The organism is Acidisphaera sp. L21 (assembly GCF_009765685.1).
Lineage (GTDB): Bacteria > Pseudomonadota > Alphaproteobacteria > Acetobacterales > Acetobacteraceae > LMUY01.
Map to the genome: position 1 here is coordinate 52,173 of NZ_LMUY01000045.1, position 19,119 is coordinate 71,291.

Genomic DNA, 19,119 nt, shown 5'->3' on the forward strand with positions numbered 1-19,119 from the left:
CGTTTCGAACCCCCGCCAAAGCTTCCGTTCCCGCTGGATATAGGTAGCATCCCCCTGACGATCAAAGACCCGACCGCCATATCCGTCCTGCGTTGGGCGAGTATACCGGTCGCTGGGTGGCCCGGACGAGCCCGGGTTGCTGGCTACAGGCACGAAAGGATCGAGTGCGGCATGTCGGTGACAGTGGGTAATGGGCTAGTCGCAGAGGTGGAGGCACTGGGTGCCAAGGCCGCCGCAGCGCGGGCGGAGGTCGGGCGGATCATCTTCGGCCAGGACGAGGTGGTGGAGCAGGTGCTGATCTGCCTGCTGTCCGGCGGCCATGTGCTGCTGGTGGGTGTGCCGGGGCTGGGCAAGACGCTGCTGGTGGAGACGCTGGGTACGGTGCTGGGGCTGGCGCCGAAGCGGGTGCAGTTCACGCCCGACCTGATGCCGGCCGACATCACCGGGTCGGAGATTTTGGACGAGGATGCGACGGGGCGCCGGTCGTTCCGCTTCGTGCCGGGGCCGGTGTTTTGCCAATTGCTGATGGCGGACGAAATCAACCGCGCAAGCCCGCGCACGCAGTCGGCCCTGCTGCAGGCGATGGCGGAGGGCAAGGTCGCGGTGGCCGGCGCCGACCATCCGCTGCCCAAGCCATTCCACGTGCTGGCGACACAGAACCCGATCGAGCAGGAGGGCACCTATCCCCTGCCCGAGGCGCAGTTGGACCGGTTCCTGCTGCAGGTGGATGTGTCGTATCCGGACCTCGCGAACGAGCGGACGATGCTGCTGGCCACGACCGGGGCGAAGCTGGCCCGCGCCAAGCCGGTGCTGACAGGGGAGCAATTGCTGGCGGCGCAGACCCTGATCCGCATGGTGCCGGTGGGCGACAGCGTGGTGGACGCGATCCTGACGCTGGTGCGCGGGGCGCGGCCGGAAACCGCGGCGGACGATATCGTGCGGCATCACGTGGCCTGGGGACCGGGGCCGCGCGCGGCGCAGGCTCTGATGCTGGCGACGCGGGCGCGGGCGTTGTTGGATGGCAGGCTGTCGCCGTCGTTGGATGACGTGGCGGCCCTGGCGCTGCCAGTGCTGCGGCATCGGATGGCGCTGAATTTCTCCGCCCGGGCAGAGGGGGTGGAGTTGCGGGAAGTGATCGCCGGATTGGTCAAGCGGCTTTGAAGCCGACGCCGGCGCGTTCCGGCCAGGCAGTCCTTCGGGCGGAGGCGCTCGGGTCCGCCCTGCCGCCGCTGCTGGTGGCGGCGGAGCGGGTGGCGTCGACGGTTGCGCAGGGTGTGCATGGGCGACGCCGGGTTGGCCAGGGGGACAGCTTCTGGCAGTTCCGGCCGTACCAGGCGGGGGACGCGCCGGGGCGGATCGATTGGCGGCAATCCGCCAAATCCCCCCGCACCTATGTGCGCGAGACGGAGTGGGAGGCGGCGCAGACGGTGCATCTGTGGCGCGACGGCTCGGCCTCGATGCACTGGCGGTCGGGTGCGGCGATGCCGGAGAAGGTGGAGCGGGCGGAGCTGCTGCTGCTGGCCGCGGCGTCGCTGCTGCTGCGGGGCGGGGAGCGGGTGCGGCTGCTGGGGCAGCGGACCGGCGGCTCGATGACCGCCATCGCGGCGGCGTTGGCGACGGACGGGCCGGGGAGCGGGGTGCCGCCGGTGAGCGCCCTGCCCGCGCATAGCCGATTGGTGCTGATCGGCGATTTCCTGCAACCGCTGGACGACATCCGGCACGTGATCGCGCAGATGGCGGCGATACCGGTGCGTGGTCATTTGTTACAAATCTTAGACCCTGCCGAGGCCCTGCTGCCGTATAGCGGTCGGGTGCGGTTTCGCGGTGTGGAGGCGGATGGCGACATGCTGGTGCCGCAGGTCGAGGGTATTCGCGATGCGTATGCCGAGGCATTGGCGGCACAGCAGGCCGGTTTGGCGGCGTTGTGCCGGGCTGCGGGCTGGGGGTTTGCCACCCATCGCACGGACGCGCCGCCCGCTTCGGCCTTGTTAAGCTTGTATACGGCGTTGGCGGGCATCGTATGATTTTTGCGGCGCCCTGGGTGCTGGTTGCGCTGGCGGTCCTGCCGGCGCTGTGGTGGCTGCTGCGGGTGACGCCGCCGGCGCCGCGGGTGCAGGATTTCCCGGCGATCCGGCTGCTGATCGGGCTGCGCCCGCGGGAGGAGACGGCGGCGCGCACACCGCTATGGCTGTTGCTGATGCGGGTGTTGGCGGCGGGGCTGCTCATCGTCGGTTTGGCTGGTCCGGTGCTGGATGCGGCGGGTGCGCTGGTCGGCACGGGGCCGCTGGTGCTGGTGGTGGATGATGGCTGGGCCGCCGCGCCGGACTGGGCCGCCAGGATCGCCGCGGCAGACGCCGCGTTGGACCGGGCGGAGCGTGCCGGCAGATCGGCGGCGCTGCTGACCACGGCGCGGTCCGGCCAGGATGCGGCACCGACCTTGTCCCCGGTCATGCCGATCGCCGATTTGCGGCCGCGTCTGGCAGCGTTGCACCCGCTGCCCTGGCCGCCCGACCATGCCGCTGCGGCGCAGGCATTGCGCGGCGTGTCCGGCACAGTCGTCTACATCGCAGATGGCGTGGCGGCGGCGGGGGATGAGGCGTTTCACACCGCATTGGCCGCGATTGGTTCGGTGACGGAGATCGCGCCGGCCGCGCCCACCGCGCCGATGCTGCTGCAGCCGCGGGCGGAGGCGGACCGGCTGGTGGCGCGCGTGGCGATGCTGCCGGAGCCGGTGGCGACGGATTTGGCGGTGCTGGCGCAAAGTGGCGATGGACGCACGTTGGCCCGCGCCACGGCCCATGCGGCGCAAGGAGCGACGGAGGCGGAGATGCCGATCGTGCTGCCGCCCGAATTGCGCAATCGGCTGACCCGGCTGGTACTGGAAGGCCCCGCCTCCGCCGGGGCGACGCTGCTGCTGGATGAGGGATTCCGTCGCCGTCCGGTAGGGTTGGTGACGGCGGAGGCCGGGGCGGACACGCCGCTGGTCGGGTCGCTGTATTACCTGGAGCGGGCGCTGGCCCCGTTCACCGAACTACGCCGTGCCGATCTGCACACTCTGTTGCAACGGGAGATCGCGGTGATCGTTCTTGCCGACCGGCCGCTGGCGCCCTCCGAAATCCCGGAACTGCAGAAATGGGTGCAAAATGGCGGGCTGCTGCTGCGCTTCGCGGGCCCGCGCAGCGCCGATACGACGGATGATCTGGGCCAGCCCGCCAACCCCGATCCGCTGATGCCGGAGCGGTTGTTGGCGGAGGATCGCCAGTTGGGCGGGGCACTGTCGTGGAGCCAACCGGCCAAGCTGTCGGCGTTTCCGGCCAACTCGCCGTTCGTGGGGCTGACGGTGCCGGCGGAGGTGACCGTGAACCGTCAGGTCTTGGCGGAGCCGTCGGCGCAATTGGCCGACCATACCTGGGCGCGGCTGCAGGATGGCACGCCGCTGGTGACGGAGGCGTCGCGCGGGGCGGGCCGGATCGTGCTGTTCCATGTGACGGCGAATGCGGATTGGTCGAACCTGCCGCTGTCCGGCCTGTTTCCGGACATGCTGCGGCGGCTGGTGGCGTTGTCGGCGGGGGTGAGCGCGGCCCCGGATGCGGCACCGTTGAGCCCGGCGGAGACGCTGGACGGGTTTGGCGTGCTGGGGCCACCGCCGCCGGCTGCGGCCGGGCTGCCGGCGGCGGATTTCGCCAAGACCGCGGTGTCGCCGCAGCATCCGCCGGGCCTGTATGGGCCGCAGGCGGGGCGCCGGGCGCTGAATTTGTCCAGCGCGATGGGCAAATTGGACGCCGCCGCGCCGGTGCCGAATGCGGCGCGGCAGGATCTGGCGGGCGGGGTGCACGAACGGGCGATCGGGGCATGGCTGGTGGCAGCAGGATTGGCGTTGCTGGCGTTCGACCTGCTGATCGCGCTGCGGCTGCGTGGGTTGCTGCGGCCGGCGGCTGCGGCAGCGATGTTGCTGCTGGTGGCGGCGCTGCCGGCGCATGCGCAACTGCCCTCCCCACCGTGGCGCGCGGCGTTGGAGACCCGGCTGGCCTATGTCGTGTCCGATGATCCGGCGATAGACGATATTTCCCGGGCGGGGCTGTTGGGGCTGGCGACCTACGTCAATGCGCGGACGGCGGCGCATCTGGCGGACCCGGCGGGGGTGCGGCCTGGCACGGATGATCTGAGCTTCTATCCGCTGCTGTATTGGCCGATCACGCCGGGCCAGGTTCCGTCCGGGGCGGCGATCACGGCGATGAACGCGTTCATGCGCGATGGCGGCATCATCCTGATCGACAGCCGTGGCGACCAGGCGGCGTTGCGCACGGCGGCAGCCGGGCTGGCGATCCCGCCGCTGACGCCGTTGACGACGGAGCATGTGTTGTCCCGCGCGTTCTACCTGCTGAGCCAGTATCCGGGGCGGACGGATGGCGACACGGTTTGGGTGCAGCGCCAGGGTGATCGCAGCAATGACGATGTGAGCCCGGTGGTGATCGGCTCGCATGACTGGGCGGCGGCGTGGGCCATCGACAGCGCCGGGCGCAATACCGTCGCGATCGATGGCAGCCCGCGCCAACGCACGCTCGCCTACCGGTTCGGCGTGAACCTGGTGATCTACGCACTGACCGGGAACTACAAGGGCGACCAGGTCCACGTGCCGCATATCCTTGAGCGATTGGGCCAGTAATTTTGCAATCCATCAGCGCCGTCCGGTTCGACCCAACAGTCCCGCTATGGGTCTTGGGCGTGCTGGCCGCCCTGTGCGTGCTGGCGGCGGGGCCGGCGTTGTGGCGGCGGGCACGGGGTGGCGTGCTGCGGCTGCTGTGCTTCGCGGTGGTGCTGCTGTGGCTCGCCGGGCCGCGGCTGGTACAGGAAACGCGGGAGGCGCTGAACGACATCGCGGTGATGGTGGTGGATCGCACCGGGTCGATGGCAGTGGGCAATCGCGCGGCACTGGTGGACGAAGCGGCGGCGAAGCTGCAGGCCGAGGCGGCGCAGATGCCCGGCATGGAACTGCGCACGGTGACGGTGCCGGAAAGCGGGCATGACGGCACGCGTTTGTTCAGCGCGCTGGACCGGACCTTGGCGGATATCCCACGCTCCCGCCTCGCCGGGGTGATGATGCTGACGGATGGGGAGGTGCACGATATCCCCAAGGCGGCGCCGAGCGTGCCGCTGCACGTGCTGGTGCCGGCCAGTGGGGAGCAGACGGACCGCCGCATCCGCATCATCGAGGCGCCGTCCTACGGCATCGTCGGCAAGTCGGTTCGGCTGCGGTTGGCGGTGGATGATCTGGGTGTGGATCACGCTGGGCAAAGCGCCCCACTGACCATTCAGCGGGACGGTGAGGCCCCGCGCGTGGTGCAGGTTCCGGTCGGCACCGAGCAATCGATCGAGATCCCGATCACGCGGGCTGGGCCGACGGTGGTGGAATTGGCGGCAGCGCCGATGCCAGGCGAGGTCAGTGATCTGAACAACCATGCCGTGGTGTCGATCAACGGGGTGCGCGACCGGCTGCGCGTATTGTTGGTGAGCGGGGAGCCGCATGCTGGGGAGCGGACGTGGCGGCGGCTGCTGAAGGCGGATCCGTCGGTCGATCTGGTGCACTTCACCATTCTGCGGCCGCCCGAGAAGGACGACATGACGCCGCTGAACGAGTTGGCGCTGATCGCCTTTCCGGTGCGCGAGCTGTTCCAGGTGAAGATCAAGGAATTCGATCTGATCATCCTGGACCGGTTCTCCAACCGGGGGATCCTGCCGCCGCCCTATCTGCGCAACATTGCGGACTACGTGCGGCAAGGCGGGGCGTTGCTGCTGTCGGTGGGGCCGGAATTCAGCGGCCCGGGCTCGCTGGCTTACAGCCCGCTGGCGCCGGTGCTGCCGGCCGAGCCGCTGAGCGGCAATGCGAGCACCATCGAGGCGCCGTTCCGCCCGCAGGTGACGGCGCTAGGGGAGCGCCATCCGGTGACCGCCGGGCTGCCGGGCGACAAGCCGGGTGGCACGCCGGCCTGGGGCGAGTGGTATCGCCGGCTGGTGCCAAACACGACGCGCGGCCAGGCGGTGATGAGCGGGCCGGATGGCCAGCCGCTGCTGCTGCTGGACCGGGTTGGCGAAGGGCGGGCGGCGCTGCTGCTGTCCGACCAGATCTGGCTGTGGTCGCGGGAACATGAAGGCGGCGGACCGCAGGCGGAATTGCTGCGCCGGGTGGCACATTGGCTGATGAAGGAGCCTGCGCTGGAGGAAGAGGCGCTGACGGCCAGCGTGGACGGCGGCACCCTGTCGATCGAGCGGCGCACGACGTCGGACGCGCCGCCGCCGCCGGTGACGGCGACCTCCCCCGGTGGGCAGGCGACGACGCTGACGCTGAAGCCGACGGCACCCGGGCGCGCGACCGTGACGCTGGCGGCGCCGGACCCGGGGGTGTGGCGAGTGAGCGATGGGACGCGCACGGCCTTCGCCGCTGCCGGCAGCAGTAACCCGCTGGAAATTGCGGATTTGCGCGCGACTGGAACCTATTTGGCGGATATCACCCGCGCATCCAGCGGCAGTGTGCATTGGCTGGAGCCGTCGGGCGCGCCGGAGTTGCGCTCGGTCGAGCCGGACCGGGTCACATCGGGTGCGAGTTGGATCGGGCTGCGGCGCAACCATGACCACCTGGTGACGGGGGTGAACGCCATTCCCCTGCTGCCGGCCTGGGCGGCGCTGCCCTTGTTGCTGGGGCTGGCGTTCGCAGCCTGGCGACGAGAGAGCGTTGCCTAACAGTGGAAATCCGTGACGGATCTGTCTAGAACGCCACTCATGCGCACGACACTCGGCCTGCCCGTCCTGATCGCCGTCAGCTTCCTGGCCCTGCCAGCCTTGGCACAGCGTGACTTTAACGAGCAGAGCATCCGGTCTGGCGCGCCGAAGCCAGTACAGGTGCCGCGGGCGAGCGATGCACCGCCGGCCGCGGTGCCCGGCGCGCGGGCGCGGCCCGACTCGGTGGCGCCAGCCGACCGCTCGGCCGCCGACTTGCCCCCGACGGAGGCGCTGTTCGACGCGATCAACCGCGGCGATATCCTCACGGCACGGGACGCAATTTCCCGCGGGGCCGATTTAGATGGCACGAATTTGCTGGGGCTGACGCCGCTGGAACTGTCGGTGGATTTGGGTCGCAACGACATCTCGTTCCTGTTGTTGTCGCTGCGCGGTGGCAGTGGTGGGCAACGCGGCGGCCCGCCGACGCAGGATGCCGCGGCCCCGATGAGCCCGGCCGATCGTCGCAAGGCCGAGGCGCAGGCCAAGGCAGAGGCACGCGCCCAGGCCCGGGCACAAACCGTTGCCGCGCGCGCGCAGACCGCGCCCGCCGCAAACCGGCAGGCGCCTGCGCTTTTTGCCGGCAATGGCGGCGCGGCCGTGCCCTCGGCGGGCTTCCTGGGGTTCGACCCGAAGAAATAGCGCCAGCGCCCCGTTACATTTTGTTGCGGGGCTTCGATGCGTTTACCAGATGAGGTTCTTGCTCCGTTCCCGCAATCGGCCGATGGTGCGTTGGATGGGGTCTGGAAGCGAAACAGCGAGAATACCGGTGGTCGCTGCCACCGGCAGCGTGCTCATACCTTTGATTGTAGGCTGCGCATTGTTCATGCAGCAGCTCGATTCCACGATCATCGCCACCGCCCTGCCCGCCATGGCGCAGTCGATGGGCCAGGAGCCGACGCGGCTCAATCTTGCGATTACCTCCTACTTGCTCAGCTTGGCCGTGTTCATTCCCGTCAGCGGGTGGGTGGCCGATCGGTATGGCGCCCGTAGCGTGTTCGCCGCGGCCATCGGCGTGTTCACCGCCAGTTCGCTGCTATGCGGCGCCGCACACTCCCTAGGGTTTCTGATCGGCGCGCGGCTGCTGCAGGGCATGGGCGGCGCCATGATGGTGCCGGTGGGCCGCTTGGTGATGCTGAAGACGGTGCCGAAGGGCGAGTTGATGAGGGCCATGTCGTTTCTGACAGCGCCGGCAGTGTTCGGCTCCATACTGGGCGCGCCGGTGGGCGGGTTCATCGTGACGTTCTTCTCGTGGCGCTGGATTTTCTTCATCAACCTGCCAGCCGGGGCGCTTGGCATCGTGCTTGTGCTGACGATGATCCCAAATGTGCGGGAGAGCGCGGTGCCGCCGCTGGATTGGCGGGGATTTCTGTTGTCCGGCGTGGGGCTGGCCTCTCTGGTGTTCGGGTTCGAGACCATCGGGCGCGACAGCATGCCGAACTGGGCGGTGGCGGCGACGTTGCTCGGTGGGGCGGCGTGCTGGGCGCTGTATGTGCTGCATGCGAGGGTGTGCGCCCACCCGATCCTGGATCTGCGGCTGTTGCGTCAGCAGGCCTTTGCCGCGGCGACGTTCGGTGGCGGGCTTTGCCGACTCGGGTTCGGGGCGATCCCGTTCCTGCTGGCAATGCTGTTACAGATCGGGTTTGGGCTGACCCCGCTGGCGGCGGGATTGTTGAGCTTCGCCGGTGCGGCCGGGGCGCTGCTGAACAAGGCGGCGATCCACCCGATCGTGCGCTGGTTCGGCTTCCGCCGGGTGCTGATCGGCTGCGCGGTGTTCAACGGGTTGTTTCTGTGCAGCTACTCGCTGTTCCGCCCGACCACGCCGCATTTGTTGATCCTGGTGATGCTGCTGATCGGCGGGTTCTTCCGCTCGCTGTTGTTCACCAGCCTGAACACGCTAGGCTATGCCGATATTGCGCCGCCGCAGATGGGCCGCGCCACCAGCCTGGCGAGCACGGCCCAGCAGGTGAGCCTCAGCTTGGGCGTGGGGTTCGCTGCCCTGCTGCTGCACATCAGCCTAGCCTGGCGGGGTGGGACGTCGCTGGCGACGCAGGACGTGTCGCCGGCGTTCCTGGTGGTCGGGTTGCTATCGCTATCGTCCATCCCATGGTTCCTCCGGCTCGACCGTTCGGCCGGGGCGGAGGTTAGCGGCGGGCGACGCCCGCGTTAGGGGATGGTGCGCGCCAGGCAGGGCCGTTCCATCATTTTGGCGAACCAGGCGGCCAGGGCGGGATGGGCATCGCGCCATGGCTCGTCGGCGAAGCGCAGGTCCAGGTAGCCGAGCGCGCAGGCCACCGCGATAGTGCCGATGTCGAGATGGTCGGCAGGCACATCCGCCTCCAGCACTGCGAGCGAACGGGCGACCTTGCGCTTCTGCTTCTCGATAACGTCGTCCCGCGCGGGCTCGGACGGGCGGGATTGCTCCCCACGGCGCAGTACGGCAGCGTCGGATATGCCGTCCGCCAGTGCCTGCAGCCGAAGCGCCCGCATGCGCAGGCCGTGGTCCGGAAATAGCGGGATGCTGCTGCCGACGCCGTCGAGGAATTCGCAGATGACCCGGCTGTCGTATAGCTCGGTTCCGTCATTGGCGACCAGGCATGGGATCTTGCCCAGCGGGTTCACGCCCACCACCGGCTCGCTCTCCCCACCGGCGAGCACGGTGACGATCTGGTCGTCGATCTCGCGCGCGATGGCGCATACCATGACCTTGCGGCCGAACGGGCTGGACGGCTGGTAGAGGAGTTTCAACGGAAATGATCCTTGCGCCTGCGTATGCCGGCCAGACTGGCTGCGTCGTGCGCGTGAAGGAAGGGGTTCTCCGTCATTTCATCTGCGAGGCGGGACGGCACGGTGGCCTTACCAGCGGCCCGCAGGCTCGCGACCTCGGCGGCGCGGGTTGCCAGGGCGCTGTTGTCCGGCTCCTCGGTAAGGGCGAATTTTGCATTGCTCTGAGTGTATTCGTGGCCGCAGCAGACGAGCGCTTCGCCGGGTAGAGTTGCCAGCTTTTGCAGGCTGCCAAACATGTCGGATGCGGTCCCCTCTAGAAGTTTGCCGCAGCCGAGGCTGAATAGGGTGTCGCCGCAGAGCAGGACGGCGCCGGGCTCGATGAAATAAGAGATGTGGCCAACCGTGTGACCCGGCGTGTCGATGACGCGGGCGCTGGCACTGCCAATGGCGACGGTATCGCCCTCCTTCACAGCCTGGTCGAGCTTTGGCAGGCGGTGCGCGTCTGCGGCGGCGCCAATCACTTTGGCGCCGTAACGCGCCCGGATCGGCGCCACGGCGGCGATGTGGTCATCGTGATGGTGAGTGAGGATGATGGCGTCCAGGCGCCCGCCCGCGGCATCGATGGCAGCGGCGATCGGCAACTCCTCCGCAGGGTCGACGATCGCGGTGAATCCGGTGACGTCGTCCCTGAGGAGCCAGGCGTAGTTGTCCGACAGGATGGGGATGGCCTGCGCGCTGACGGTCATGGGCTGCTCCTGTTTGACCCGGTGGTTTAGCACCACCGGGCAACAGCGCAACGTCAACGCGAGGCGAGGCCCTCCCCGCCTGGCGTTCGATGCGCCAGTTAGATGCCGGCGCGGGTGGACATGCGCAAGCGTTCGGCGGCGAGTTCGTCAGCGGTCAGCGCGCCACGGGACTCGTCGAACCGGTCCCAGCCGCCATCGGCGCGGTAGTCGGTGCCGCGGTCGGCGATGTCGACGGGGCCGTGACCGGTCATGATCACCTCCGCCTCGGTCACGCGAGCCTCATCGGCACGCACCGATACCAGCGTGCTGCCGCGGCGAACGCCTTCGGCATAGACGTGAGCATGCTCCTCCGACAGCCCTGCACCCGTCAGAGAGCCGAGCAGGCCACCGGCCGCGGCACCCGCGCCAGCGCCCGTGAGCGTGGCCACCAGCCACCCAGCTGCGATGACCGGGCCAACGCCGGGGATCGCCAGCGCGCCGATGCCGGCGAGGAGGCCGGCGCCACCGCCGATGATCGTGCCAATCGAAGCGCCGGTGCCGGCGCCAGTGCCGGTCGCGGGCTCGACCATCGGGTCGGCCGTGACGGGGGCGGTGCTGCTCACGCCCTCATTGGCGACGAGGCTGACGTTCTCGTGCGAGAAGCCAGCAGCCTCGAGATCGTTCACGACCTGCTGTGCGGTCGAGTAGTTGTCATACAGATGTGCAACAGTGCGCATGGCACCCTCCGTTTGTTTCGTTGTAGGTTGTTTCGTTGTGGGACGGCGTCTGCGGCCTATTGGCCGGTGACGTTGCCCTGGTAGTCGAGCGATACGGCGACAGGATTGCCATCCTTCTGCGCCTGGCCGCGCCAGATGCCCTGGCTGTCCTTCTTCAGGCCCATGACCTTGGTGTAGCCGGCCGCGCTGATGCGGCGGTTCGCCTGGCTCATAGTGAAGCTGTTACGCCCGGCGACGGGAGCGGCCGCGGTGCGGTGCGTGGTGTTCCGCGTCTGCACGGAGCTTGGGCTGGGTGAGCTGGTCTGCGGGGTGGTGTTCATCGCCGCCGCGGGGGTCTGCGCGCCTGCCTGACCGGTGGCGGTCGGGGACATGGCTGCGGGGGGAGCCATGGGGGCGGCCGGGCTAGTGGTTGCGGCCGAGCCAGTCGTCGCGGGTGTGCTGGTGCCTTGGGCGAATGCAACGCCGCTCGCCAGGACCAACGCCGCGGCCGTAAGAGAAAGCTTCATAGCAAATCCTTTGTTCTTCGTTTGGCGTCCCCCTTAGAACGGGCAAAGGCGTGCACCGTTCCCTCCGGCCTGCGATCTGCTACGTGTGCGGCAAACACTGTTACGGAACGCACCATGCCCGGGCCGCTCAAAGTTGCCGTCCAAATGGACCCGATCGAGACGATCAATATCGATGGCGATTCGACTTTCGCCCTGATGCTGGAGGCGCAGAAGCGCGGTCACGTCCTGTGGCATTACGAGGTTCGCCATATGAGCCTGCGGGAGGGCAAGGTGTCCCCAGGTGCGCCCAATACCGAACGGCTGACCGCGATGGCGCAGCCGGTGACGGTGCAGCGGGTGAAGGGCGACCATTACAAGTTCGGCGAGCCAGTGCGGCTGGACCTGGCGACGATGGATGTGGTGTTGATGCGGCAGGACCCGCCGTTCGACATGGCATACATCACCGCCACCCACATGCTGGAGCATATTCACCCGAAGACGCTGGTGGTGAACGACCCGGCGAATGTGCGGGACGCGCCGGAAAAGCTGCTGGTGACGCATTTTCCGGATCTGATGCCACCGACGCTGATCACCTGGGACACCGAGGCGATCCGCAGCTTCCGGGCCGAGTACAAGGACATCATCGTCAAGCCGCTATTCGGCAATGGCGGCGCCGGGGTGTTCCGTATTCGCGAGGATGACCAGAACCTAGCCTCCCTGCTGGAGATGCATTGGGCGAGGTCCCGCGAGCCGTTGATGATCCAGCGCTACGAGGCGGCGGTGCGCAAGGGCGACAAGCGGGTCATCCTGGTGGATGGCGAGCCATTGGGTGCGATCAACCGGGTCCCGGCGGAGGGCGAGGCGCGGTCCAACATGCATGTGGGTGGCCGTCCGGAGGCGGTGGAGCTGACCGCACGCGACAAGGAGATCTGCGCCCGGATCGGGCCATTGCTGCGGGAAAAGGGGTTGCTGTTTGTCGGCATCGACGTGATCGGCGACTGGCTGACGGAGATCAACGTCACCTCCCCCACCGGGCTGCAGGAGTTTACCCGGTTCGGAGGGGCCGATCTGTCGGCGGCGATCTGGGACAAGATCGAGGAGAAGAAGCGGCTGGCTTAGACGCGCCCCTCAGACGACACGGGTAGGCGCGGATCTAATCGTCGGTTGGGCCCATCGATTTGATGAGGTCCAACATGCGCTTGCGCACATTCGGGTCGGTGATCCGGTAATAGGCGCGCACGAGTTCCAGCGTTTCCCGCTTGGTGAAGGTCTCGTCGCTCCCGAAACCCTCCTGCTGCTCGGCAAAGCCCTGAATGGCGGGGCGGTTCTGCTGTGCGACACCGGACGGGCCGACCATGGAATCAGGCATGTTGTCGTAGAAGAAGCTGATGGGAACATCAAGGATGCGGGATAGGTCGAACAGGCGGGAGGCACCAACCCGGTTGACGCCGCGTTCGTATTTCTGAACCTGCTGGAAGGTCAGGCCCAATGCGTCGCCAAGGCGCTCCTGCGACATGCCCATGAGGGTGCGGCGAAGACGGATACGCGCCCCGACATGAACATCCACGGGGCTGGGACGGCTCTCGACCTGCTCAGCCATACTCACTTTCGCCCTTTCCCGCCGGCGGCCGGATAGCGGCGTGCCTGACGTATGAAGGGTTGGTTAAAGGCACAACCGCGAATTGTCAATAAATCGATCGCTAACTTTGGACGTTACCGCGATTTTAGATCTTCATCCCGAAAAATCTGTTTCGATCTCTTTTTTTGACAAAACCTAATCCAGATGAACAAGCGCCAAGCGCGAGTAGCAGCGGGATGCCTAAACCAAGCCGGGAAAATGGCGTGCGGCCGCGTTGCCCTGGTAGGTTGATCACCATCTGCCCTGCCACCCGAGGTTGCAGGCGTCCCAGCTCGCGGCCAGAGGCGTCGAAGGCGGCGGTGATGCCAGTGTTGGCGGCGCGAACCAGCGGCAGCCCCTCTTCCACGGCGCGCATGCGGGCGGCCATCAGGTGCTGCCGCGGGCCGGTGGAATTGCCGAACCAGGCGTCGTTGGTGATGTTGACCAGCCAATCCGGCCGGTGATCCTCGTCGACGAGTTGCGCCGGGTAGATGGCCTCATAGCAGATCAGCCCGCCGAAGGGCGGCAGGCCGGGAACGTCGATCGTTTTCGGACCGCTGCCGAAGGCGAGATGGCCGGGCACGATCTGAACCGAGAATGGCACCCAACTCGGCGGGAACTCACCGAATGGCACCAAGTGCCATTTGTCATAGGTGCCGGCGATGCTGTCGGGCCCGTTCAGCGCGAACAAGGTGTTGAAGGGTTCGCCGGCGGCATCGAAGCGGATGCTGCCGGCCAGGACGGCGGTTGCCGGGGTAGCTGCTTGCCAGATGGCGGCGCGAGCACCGGCGTCCTGGCCCAGCAGATAGGGGCTGGCGGTTTCCGGCCATACGACGGCGATGGCCTGGTTCGGGGCTTGGCGCTTGGCCGCGGCGACTCCCTCCGCCGTGAGTGCGAGGTAGCGGTTGAACACTGTGGCGGCGATCGTGCGGTCCCATTTGTCGGTCTGCGGGACGTTGCCCTGAACCAGCACGACGCTGACGCCGGGTGCAGTGGGTATGGGCTGGTCCAGGCGGTGAATGCCGAATGCGATCCAGGCGACCAGGGCCACCCCGCCGCCGGCAAGCCAGCGCGCACCGAGCGCCGGAGTGGCAGCCAGCAATACTGTGACGAGGGTGAGGCCGGGCGCGCCCAGCCAGGCGGCTGGCTGGATCATCACGTCGCCCATGAAGCCGGGGATGGCCCACACGCTGCCCCAAGGATTCCAGGGGAAGCCGGTGCCGATGAACTGCCGGGCCAGATCGGCCAGCGTCCACAGCCCGGCGAACAGCATCACACGATGCCAGCCGGGAATTGCCAGGCGGGCACCGGCGCAGGGAACGGCGATGAACAGGGCCATCAGGGCCGACAAGGCCGGTACCGCCAGCGGCACCAGCCACCAGTAGCGCGCTGATTCGATGAGGATCGCCTCGGTGATCCAGTAGAGGCCGAGGATGTGGTGGCACAGGCCGAAGAAGAAGCCGCGGCGCAGGGCGCCTACCCAGGTCTTGGCACTGTCCACCAAGGCCAGAAGGCCGGGCAGGCTGATCAGCAGTACGGGGATGGCGTATACCGGCGGCAAGGCCGCGGCGGACAATGCGCCAAGGATTGCGGCCGCAATGTCGGCACGCCATCCAGCCAGGGAGGCCAGATAGCTGGAAAACTGTGTGGGCCAGCGGCGCATCAGGGTTGCACGGTTCGCCCGGGGGGAACCGGCTGGCCGCTCAGCACGGCTGCGATGCACTCGGCGGCCATCACGCCCATCGCGGTGAGCGAGCGCGGGGTCGTGCCGGCCATGTGCGCGGTGACGATCATGCCGGGGTGGCTGCGCAGCGGGTGGTCGGCGGGCGGTGGCTCCTGCTCGAACACGTCGAAGGCGGCGCCGGCGATGTGGCCGGTGTCGAGGGCGGACAGCAGGGCCGGCTCGTCGATCAAGCCGCCGCGGGCGGTGTTGACGACGAAGGAGCCGGGCGGCATCGCGGCCAAGGCGGCGGCGTCGATCATGTGGTGGGTGGCGGGGGAATAGGGGCAGTGCAACGACAGGACGTCGATCTGGGGCAGCATCTCCGCCAAGGTGATGCCGCCCTTGCCCGGCGTGCGGCACATCGTGACCACCATGCCGAATGCCTCCGCAAGGCGGGCCACTGCCTGGCCGATGGAGCCGTTGCCGACGATGCCCAGCCGCAGCCCGGCGATGTCGCGCACCGGGGGCGCGCCTTCGCGCCAGGCGCCGGCGGCGAGGGCCGCGCCAATGGGGCGCAGTTGCTTGGCCAGGGCCAGCACCATGGCGATGGTGTGCTCGGCCACCGCAGGCGTGTTGGAGGCGGGGGCGCGGGTGACAACGATGCCGCGGGCGGCGGCGGCGGCGAGGTCCACGTCATCCACGCCCACACCGTGCCGGGCAATCACACGCAGCTTGGGCGAGGCATCCATCGCGATGGCCATCACCGGGCCCTGGCGGGTGAGCACTGCGTCGGCGGTGCAGGCGCGCACCTGCTCGGCCACGGCCTCCGCCGAGGGATAGGCCTGCATGTAGTGGATGGTGCAGCCGGCGTGTTCCAGCACGGCGACGGCCGCCTCGGCCAGCCGGGGCGCCGTCATGACGACGTTGAATTGGGGCATGCTCAGGTCGTGCGCTTGTAGTGGTCGATGTATTTCCCGGTCACCAGGTCGGTCTTCACCACGATGGCAACGTCGATCGTGTTGAACTGGTCGTCGATGACGGCGCCGTCGCCGACCATGCCGCCGAGGCGCAGATAGCCCTTTACGAGGGGAGGCAGGGTGGTGAGCACGCGGCGGGCGTCTATCTGCTCCGGCGGCAGGCGGCGCATGTCCACGTAGCGGCTGGGCACGGCGCGGGGGCGGAGCGCCGGCGGGGCCAGATGGTTGTGCTGCAGGAAGGTCAGTTCGGCGGCGATGGCGTCCGGGTCGGTGCCATTCAGGCTGGCGCAGCCGAACATCAGATCGACTTCGTTGGCGAAGATGTAGGCGGCGATGCCCCGCCACAGCAACTGCATCACGGCCCGGCCGCGATAGCGCACGTCTACGCAGGAGCGGCCCAGTTCCAGGATGCGGCCCGGAAAGCTCAATAATGGGGCGATATCGTATTCGGCGGCGGAATAGAATCGGCCGACGATGGCCGCACCCTCCCGCTGCACCATGCGGTAGGTGCCGACCACGCCGTCCGGCCCGTCGCTGACGTCGTGGTCGACGACGATCAGATGGTCGGCCACGGCGTCGTAGGCGTCGCAGTCGCGGCGGGACAGAACGGCGGCGGCGTCCGGCTCGGCGCCCATCTCGTCGTAGAACACGCGGTAGCGCAGGGCCTGCACGGCGTCGATTTCGTCCGGCGTGGTGGCGATGCGCAGGCCCAGATGGCCGGCCCGCAACTCGCCGAAGCTAGACCGGTTCGAGGTTCGATCCCCTGGCATCTCTGTGACGGTAGGGCGATCCACCCTCACCGATGAACCCTGCGGTCGGGCGGGATCGGGGCACCGGGCTCGGCCGCCGTGCTGGCTCGTGCAGCGCTTACGGTCTTGGCTGGGCGCTTGCTGCCGAACAGTTCCAGCCGATGCGACACAAGGTCGAACCCAAGACGGGCGGCGATGGTCTGCATCAGCCTCTCGTGCTCCGCGTCCTCGAACTCTATGACCTTGCCGGTCTCCACATCGATCAAATGGTAGTGTTTGCCATGTGCCGTCGGTTCGTACCGTGCGCGGCCGCCGCCGAAGTCGCGGCGGGCGAGAATACCCTTCTCCTCCAGCAGGCGTACCGTGCGGTAGACGGTAGCGATGGAGATGCGTTCGTCCAGCGCAGCGGCGCGGCGATACAACTCCTCCACATCTGGATGATCCTCGGCGTCGGATAGCACACGTGCAATGACCCGGCGTTGCCCGGTCATCTTTAGACCCCGTTCGACGCACAAGCGCTCGATGCGCGATTCCATCGTTTCCCTGGCTACGACTACCCGCACGGCGTAGCCGATACCGAGGCAGCCTGTCCAATCTTGACAGCACCACCCCGGGGCCGGCCCCGCTAAACTGCCTGATTAGGCCGCGGCGCGGCCGCCGGTACCGAGACCGATCTTCTTGGCCAGCGAAGAACGATGCTGGGCGTAGTTCGGCGCGACCATCGGGTAGTCGGAACCGAGGCCCCAACGCTCCCGATACTGGTCGGGCGTCATGTTATAGGAGCTCATCAGGTGACGCTTCAGCATCTTCAGCTTCTTGCCGTCTTCGAGGCAGACGATGTAGTCGGGGAACACCGACTTCTTCACCGGGACTGCAGGCTGCGGACGCTCCGGCGTTGCGGCGGGGGCTGCACCGAGCCCGGCGACTGTACGGTAAACATCGCGGATCAAATCCGGTAGAATTTCCGGCGAAACAGAATTGGCCCCGACGTGAGCTGAAACAATCTGAGCGGTCAGGGTCAGAATGTTCAGTGAAGCGGCGTCGTCGGCCATATTCGATCACTCCAAAAGGTAAAGGCGCGCCATATACAAACCGATTTGGAAGTTTCGCAACAGTCGAATGCTTGAAATAACCGCCTTGTAAGGGACTTATTGCGTATGACTGACATAGATATCACGCGCGAACTCTGTCCTATGACATACGTGCGTACTCGGATCGCGCTGGACCGTCTCGCCCCGGGCGAGTTGCTGCGAGTCGTACTGCGGGGGGACGAGCCGCGACGCAACGTTCCGCGTTCGGCGATCGAGCAAGGTCATACGATCGTATCGACCGAGGATGCAGCGGATGGCACCACGATCGTGGTGATTCGGCGCCACTAGCGACGCAAAATCAGCGCATCTCGCCCGGGGCCGTAGTAGTCGCGACGGCACCCGCATTCGAGGAAACCGGCGGTGCGGTAGAGCGCCTGCCCCGCGGCGTTATCGGCTGCTACCTCCAGGAAGATCGGCTGCCCCGGCGTCGCGGATGCCACTTGGGCCACCAATGCGCGACCGATACCTCGGCGCCGGGCTTGCGGGGCGACGGCCAGGGTCAGGATTTCCACCTCCCCGGCGACCGCGCGGGCCAGGATCATGCCGCCACGGTTTTCGATGAAGCCGAACACGCCGGGCATGGCCAGAATCTCGGCCATCGCCTTGTCGGCCCATTGTTCCGCCGGGGGAAAGGCGGCGGCGTGTATTGCGACGAGCGCCGGACGATGCAGGTCGCCGCACGGGGTCACGCCGGGGCAGGTCGCATGGCGGCGGCAGGACGTGCCTCCGGCGGTTCGACGTAGAGCGGGACCGCGTCACAGGGGGCCAGGCCGCCAGCGAGTCGCCGGGCGGCGACGAGAGCCACTGCATGCACGCTGACCGCTGGTTGGCCGGATGATGTCGCGATGGCGCCGCGTTGTCGCAGGCGGTCCACCACGGCATCGGCAGCGTCCCCATACACGATGATGGGGCCGTCCGGCACCGGCAGCGCATCGAGTGCCATGGCGGCCATGGCTGTTCCCTGGCCGAGGAAGACACGGCCGGTGCGGCGGGTGTCCACAGCGACCCAGGGGGTGCGATGCTCACCGGGCGCTGCGTCGGCCAGAAATGCCTCGGCTACCGTTACGCCGACCACGGGAACGCCCGCCCCCAACGCCAAGCCGTGCGCCAGAGCGAGGGCGCCGCGCAGGCCCGTGAAGCTGCCCGGCCCGACCGTCACCGCCACGGCGTCGAACCCTGCCCCATGATCCCGGAGCAGCGATTGAACCATGCCCGACAGGAGCGAGGTGGCGGAGCGGCTATCTTCTCCGCGGTACATACCTAGACAGACGCCGTCCGCGACCAGGGCGACGGAGCACGGGCCGAGGGCGGCATCCAGGGCCAGCAGGCGCATTCAGAGGAGGACGCAGGCCTCGTCGAATGTCAGCTTAGGCGCGCGTGGAAACAAATCCGTGCCGTCGCCATGGCCGAGATTGACGAGGAAATTGGTCTTCCAGCCGCTCGCCGCGAAGAAGGCGTCGTCCACCCTGGTCTTGTCGAAGCCGCTCATCGGGCCGGTATCGAGGCCGAGGGCGCGCGCCGCCATGATGAGGTAGGCGCCCTGCAACGTGCCGTTGCGGAACGCTGTTTCCGC

The 19,119-nt window shown here is 67.9% G+C and carries 20 protein-coding genes and 1 pseudogene; 8 read left to right on the forward strand and 13 right to left on the reverse strand.

The genetic code is table 11. The features are described 5' to 3' along the window. Nucleotides 1–171 precede the first annotated feature (171 nt). The 6 genes from GSQ76_RS09905 (at nucleotide 172) to GSQ76_RS09930 (ending at nucleotide 8,944) form a co-directional block, all read left to right on the forward strand. Nucleotides 172–1,161: a MoxR family ATPase gene (locus GSQ76_RS09905; RefSeq protein WP_158743744.1), complete on the forward strand. Its 990-nt coding sequence runs from the start codon at nucleotides 172–174 to the stop codon at nucleotides 1,159–1,161. Next, the gene (locus GSQ76_RS09910) at nucleotides 1,158–2,024 is read left to right on the forward strand and encodes a DUF58 domain-containing protein (protein WP_158743745.1); all 867 of its coding nucleotides are present in this window, start codon (nucleotides 1,158–1,160) and stop codon (nucleotides 2,022–2,024) included. The genes GSQ76_RS09905 and GSQ76_RS09910 overlap by 4 nt, the downstream gene beginning before the upstream one ends. Further along, entirely contained in the window at nucleotides 2,021–4,666 is a 2,646-nt protein-coding gene (locus tag GSQ76_RS09915) for a DUF4159 domain-containing protein (RefSeq protein ID WP_158743746.1), read from the forward strand. The genes GSQ76_RS09910 and GSQ76_RS09915 overlap by 4 nt, the downstream gene beginning before the upstream one ends. Continuing rightward, on the forward strand, nucleotides 4,666–6,738 hold the full coding sequence (locus GSQ76_RS09920; RefSeq protein WP_158743872.1) for a hypothetical protein: 2,073 nt from the start codon (nucleotides 4,666–4,668) through the stop codon (nucleotides 6,736–6,738). The genes GSQ76_RS09915 and GSQ76_RS09920 overlap by 1 nt, the downstream gene beginning before the upstream one ends. Nucleotides 6,739–6,777: 39 nt before the next feature. Next, a complete protein-coding gene (locus tag GSQ76_RS09925; protein WP_158743747.1) occupies nucleotides 6,778–7,416 on the forward strand; it encodes a hypothetical protein in 639 nt (212 codons plus the stop codon). 184 nt (nucleotides 7,417–7,600) lie between these two features. Beyond that, nucleotides 7,601–8,944 carry an MFS transporter gene (locus GSQ76_RS09930; protein ID WP_254070331.1) on the forward strand — a complete coding sequence of 448 codons (1,344 nt, stop codon included), beginning with the start codon at nucleotides 7,601–7,603 and terminating at the stop codon, nucleotides 8,942–8,944. Here GSQ76_RS09930 and GSQ76_RS09935 read toward each other — a convergent pair. From GSQ76_RS09935 to GSQ76_RS09950, 4 genes are all read right to left on the reverse strand, one after another. After that, nucleotides 8,941–9,522, reverse strand: coding sequence for a glutathione S-transferase family protein (locus GSQ76_RS09935; RefSeq protein ID WP_158743749.1), 582 nt, complete (start codon nucleotides 9,520–9,522; stop codon nucleotides 8,941–8,943). The two genes, GSQ76_RS09930 and GSQ76_RS09935, sit on opposite strands and share 4 nt — an antisense overlap. Continuing rightward, nucleotides 9,519–10,247 carry a hydroxyacylglutathione hydrolase gene (gene gloB, locus GSQ76_RS09940; RefSeq protein ID WP_158743750.1) on the reverse strand — a complete coding sequence of 243 codons (729 nt, stop codon included), beginning with the start codon at nucleotides 10,245–10,247 and terminating at the stop codon, nucleotides 9,519–9,521. Before gloB ends, GSQ76_RS09935 begins: the two co-directional genes overlap by 4 nt. A 98-nt stretch (nucleotides 10,248–10,345) precedes the next feature. After that, entirely contained in the window at nucleotides 10,346–10,963 is a 618-nt protein-coding gene (locus GSQ76_RS09945) for a general stress protein (protein WP_158743751.1), read from the reverse strand. 56 nt (nucleotides 10,964–11,019) lie between these two features. Further along, complete coding sequence (locus GSQ76_RS09950) at nucleotides 11,020–11,469, reverse strand: hypothetical protein (protein ID WP_216850979.1); 450 nt, start codon at nucleotides 11,467–11,469, stop codon at nucleotides 11,020–11,022. A gap of 114 nt (nucleotides 11,470–11,583) precedes the next feature. Here GSQ76_RS09950 and gshB point away from each other — a divergent pair, with 114 nt between their 5' ends. After that, nucleotides 11,584–12,567, forward strand: a complete 984-nt coding sequence (gshB, locus tag GSQ76_RS09955; RefSeq protein WP_158743752.1) for a glutathione synthase — start codon at nucleotides 11,584–11,586, stop codon at nucleotides 12,565–12,567. Between the two features lie 34 nt (nucleotides 12,568–12,601). Here the strand turns inward: gshB and GSQ76_RS09960 are convergent, their stop codons facing one another. From GSQ76_RS09960 to GSQ76_RS09985, 6 genes are all read right to left on the reverse strand, one after another. Further along, nucleotides 12,602–13,048, reverse strand: a complete 447-nt coding sequence (locus tag GSQ76_RS09960) for a helix-turn-helix domain-containing protein (protein ID WP_158743753.1) — start codon at nucleotides 13,046–13,048, stop codon at nucleotides 12,602–12,604. A gap of 124 nt (nucleotides 13,049–13,172) precedes the next feature. Next, on the reverse strand, nucleotides 13,173–14,729 hold the full coding sequence (gene lnt / locus GSQ76_RS09965) for an apolipoprotein N-acyltransferase (protein WP_158743754.1): 1,557 nt from the start codon (nucleotides 14,727–14,729) through the stop codon (nucleotides 13,173–13,175). Further along, on the reverse strand, nucleotides 14,729–15,667 hold the full coding sequence (locus GSQ76_RS09970) for a 2-hydroxyacid dehydrogenase (protein WP_158743755.1): 939 nt from the start codon (nucleotides 15,665–15,667) through the stop codon (nucleotides 14,729–14,731). The genes lnt and GSQ76_RS09970 overlap by 1 nt, the downstream gene beginning before the upstream one ends. Nucleotides 15,668–15,669: 2 nt before the next feature. Further along, nucleotides 15,670–16,476: a GNAT family N-acetyltransferase gene (locus GSQ76_RS09975; protein ID WP_158743756.1), complete on the reverse strand. Its 807-nt coding sequence runs from the start codon at nucleotides 16,474–16,476 to the stop codon at nucleotides 15,670–15,672. 26 nt (nucleotides 16,477–16,502) lie between these two features. Beyond that, nucleotides 16,503–16,991, reverse strand: coding sequence for a Fur family transcriptional regulator (locus tag GSQ76_RS09980; protein ID WP_158743757.1), 489 nt, complete (start codon nucleotides 16,989–16,991; stop codon nucleotides 16,503–16,505). A gap of 102 nt (nucleotides 16,992–17,093) precedes the next feature. After that, nucleotides 17,094–17,507: a MucR family transcriptional regulator gene (locus GSQ76_RS09985; protein WP_158743758.1), complete on the reverse strand. Its 414-nt coding sequence runs from the start codon at nucleotides 17,505–17,507 to the stop codon at nucleotides 17,094–17,096. A gap of 105 nt (nucleotides 17,508–17,612) precedes the next feature. Between GSQ76_RS09985 and GSQ76_RS09990 the strand changes: the two genes are divergently transcribed. Continuing rightward, a complete protein-coding gene (locus GSQ76_RS09990) occupies nucleotides 17,613–17,834 on the forward strand; it encodes a sulfurtransferase TusA family protein (protein WP_158743759.1) in 222 nt (73 codons plus the stop codon). On the opposite strand, the gene GSQ76_RS09995 is transcribed toward GSQ76_RS09990, so the two are convergent. From GSQ76_RS09995 to GSQ76_RS31720, 3 genes and pseudogenes are all read right to left on the reverse strand, one after another. Next, entirely contained in the window at nucleotides 17,831–18,235 is a 405-nt protein-coding gene (locus GSQ76_RS09995; protein ID WP_254070332.1) for a GNAT family N-acetyltransferase, read from the reverse strand. The genes GSQ76_RS09990 and GSQ76_RS09995 overlap by 4 nt on opposite strands. Next, entirely contained in the window at nucleotides 18,232–18,879 is a 648-nt protein-coding gene (gene tsaB, locus GSQ76_RS10000) for a tRNA (adenosine(37)-N6)-threonylcarbamoyltransferase complex dimerization subunit type 1 TsaB (protein ID WP_158743760.1), read from the reverse strand. The genes GSQ76_RS09995 and tsaB overlap by 4 nt, the downstream gene beginning before the upstream one ends. Then, nucleotides 18,880–19,119, reverse strand: a pseudogene (locus tag GSQ76_RS31720) (nitroreductase family protein); the annotation flags it as partial.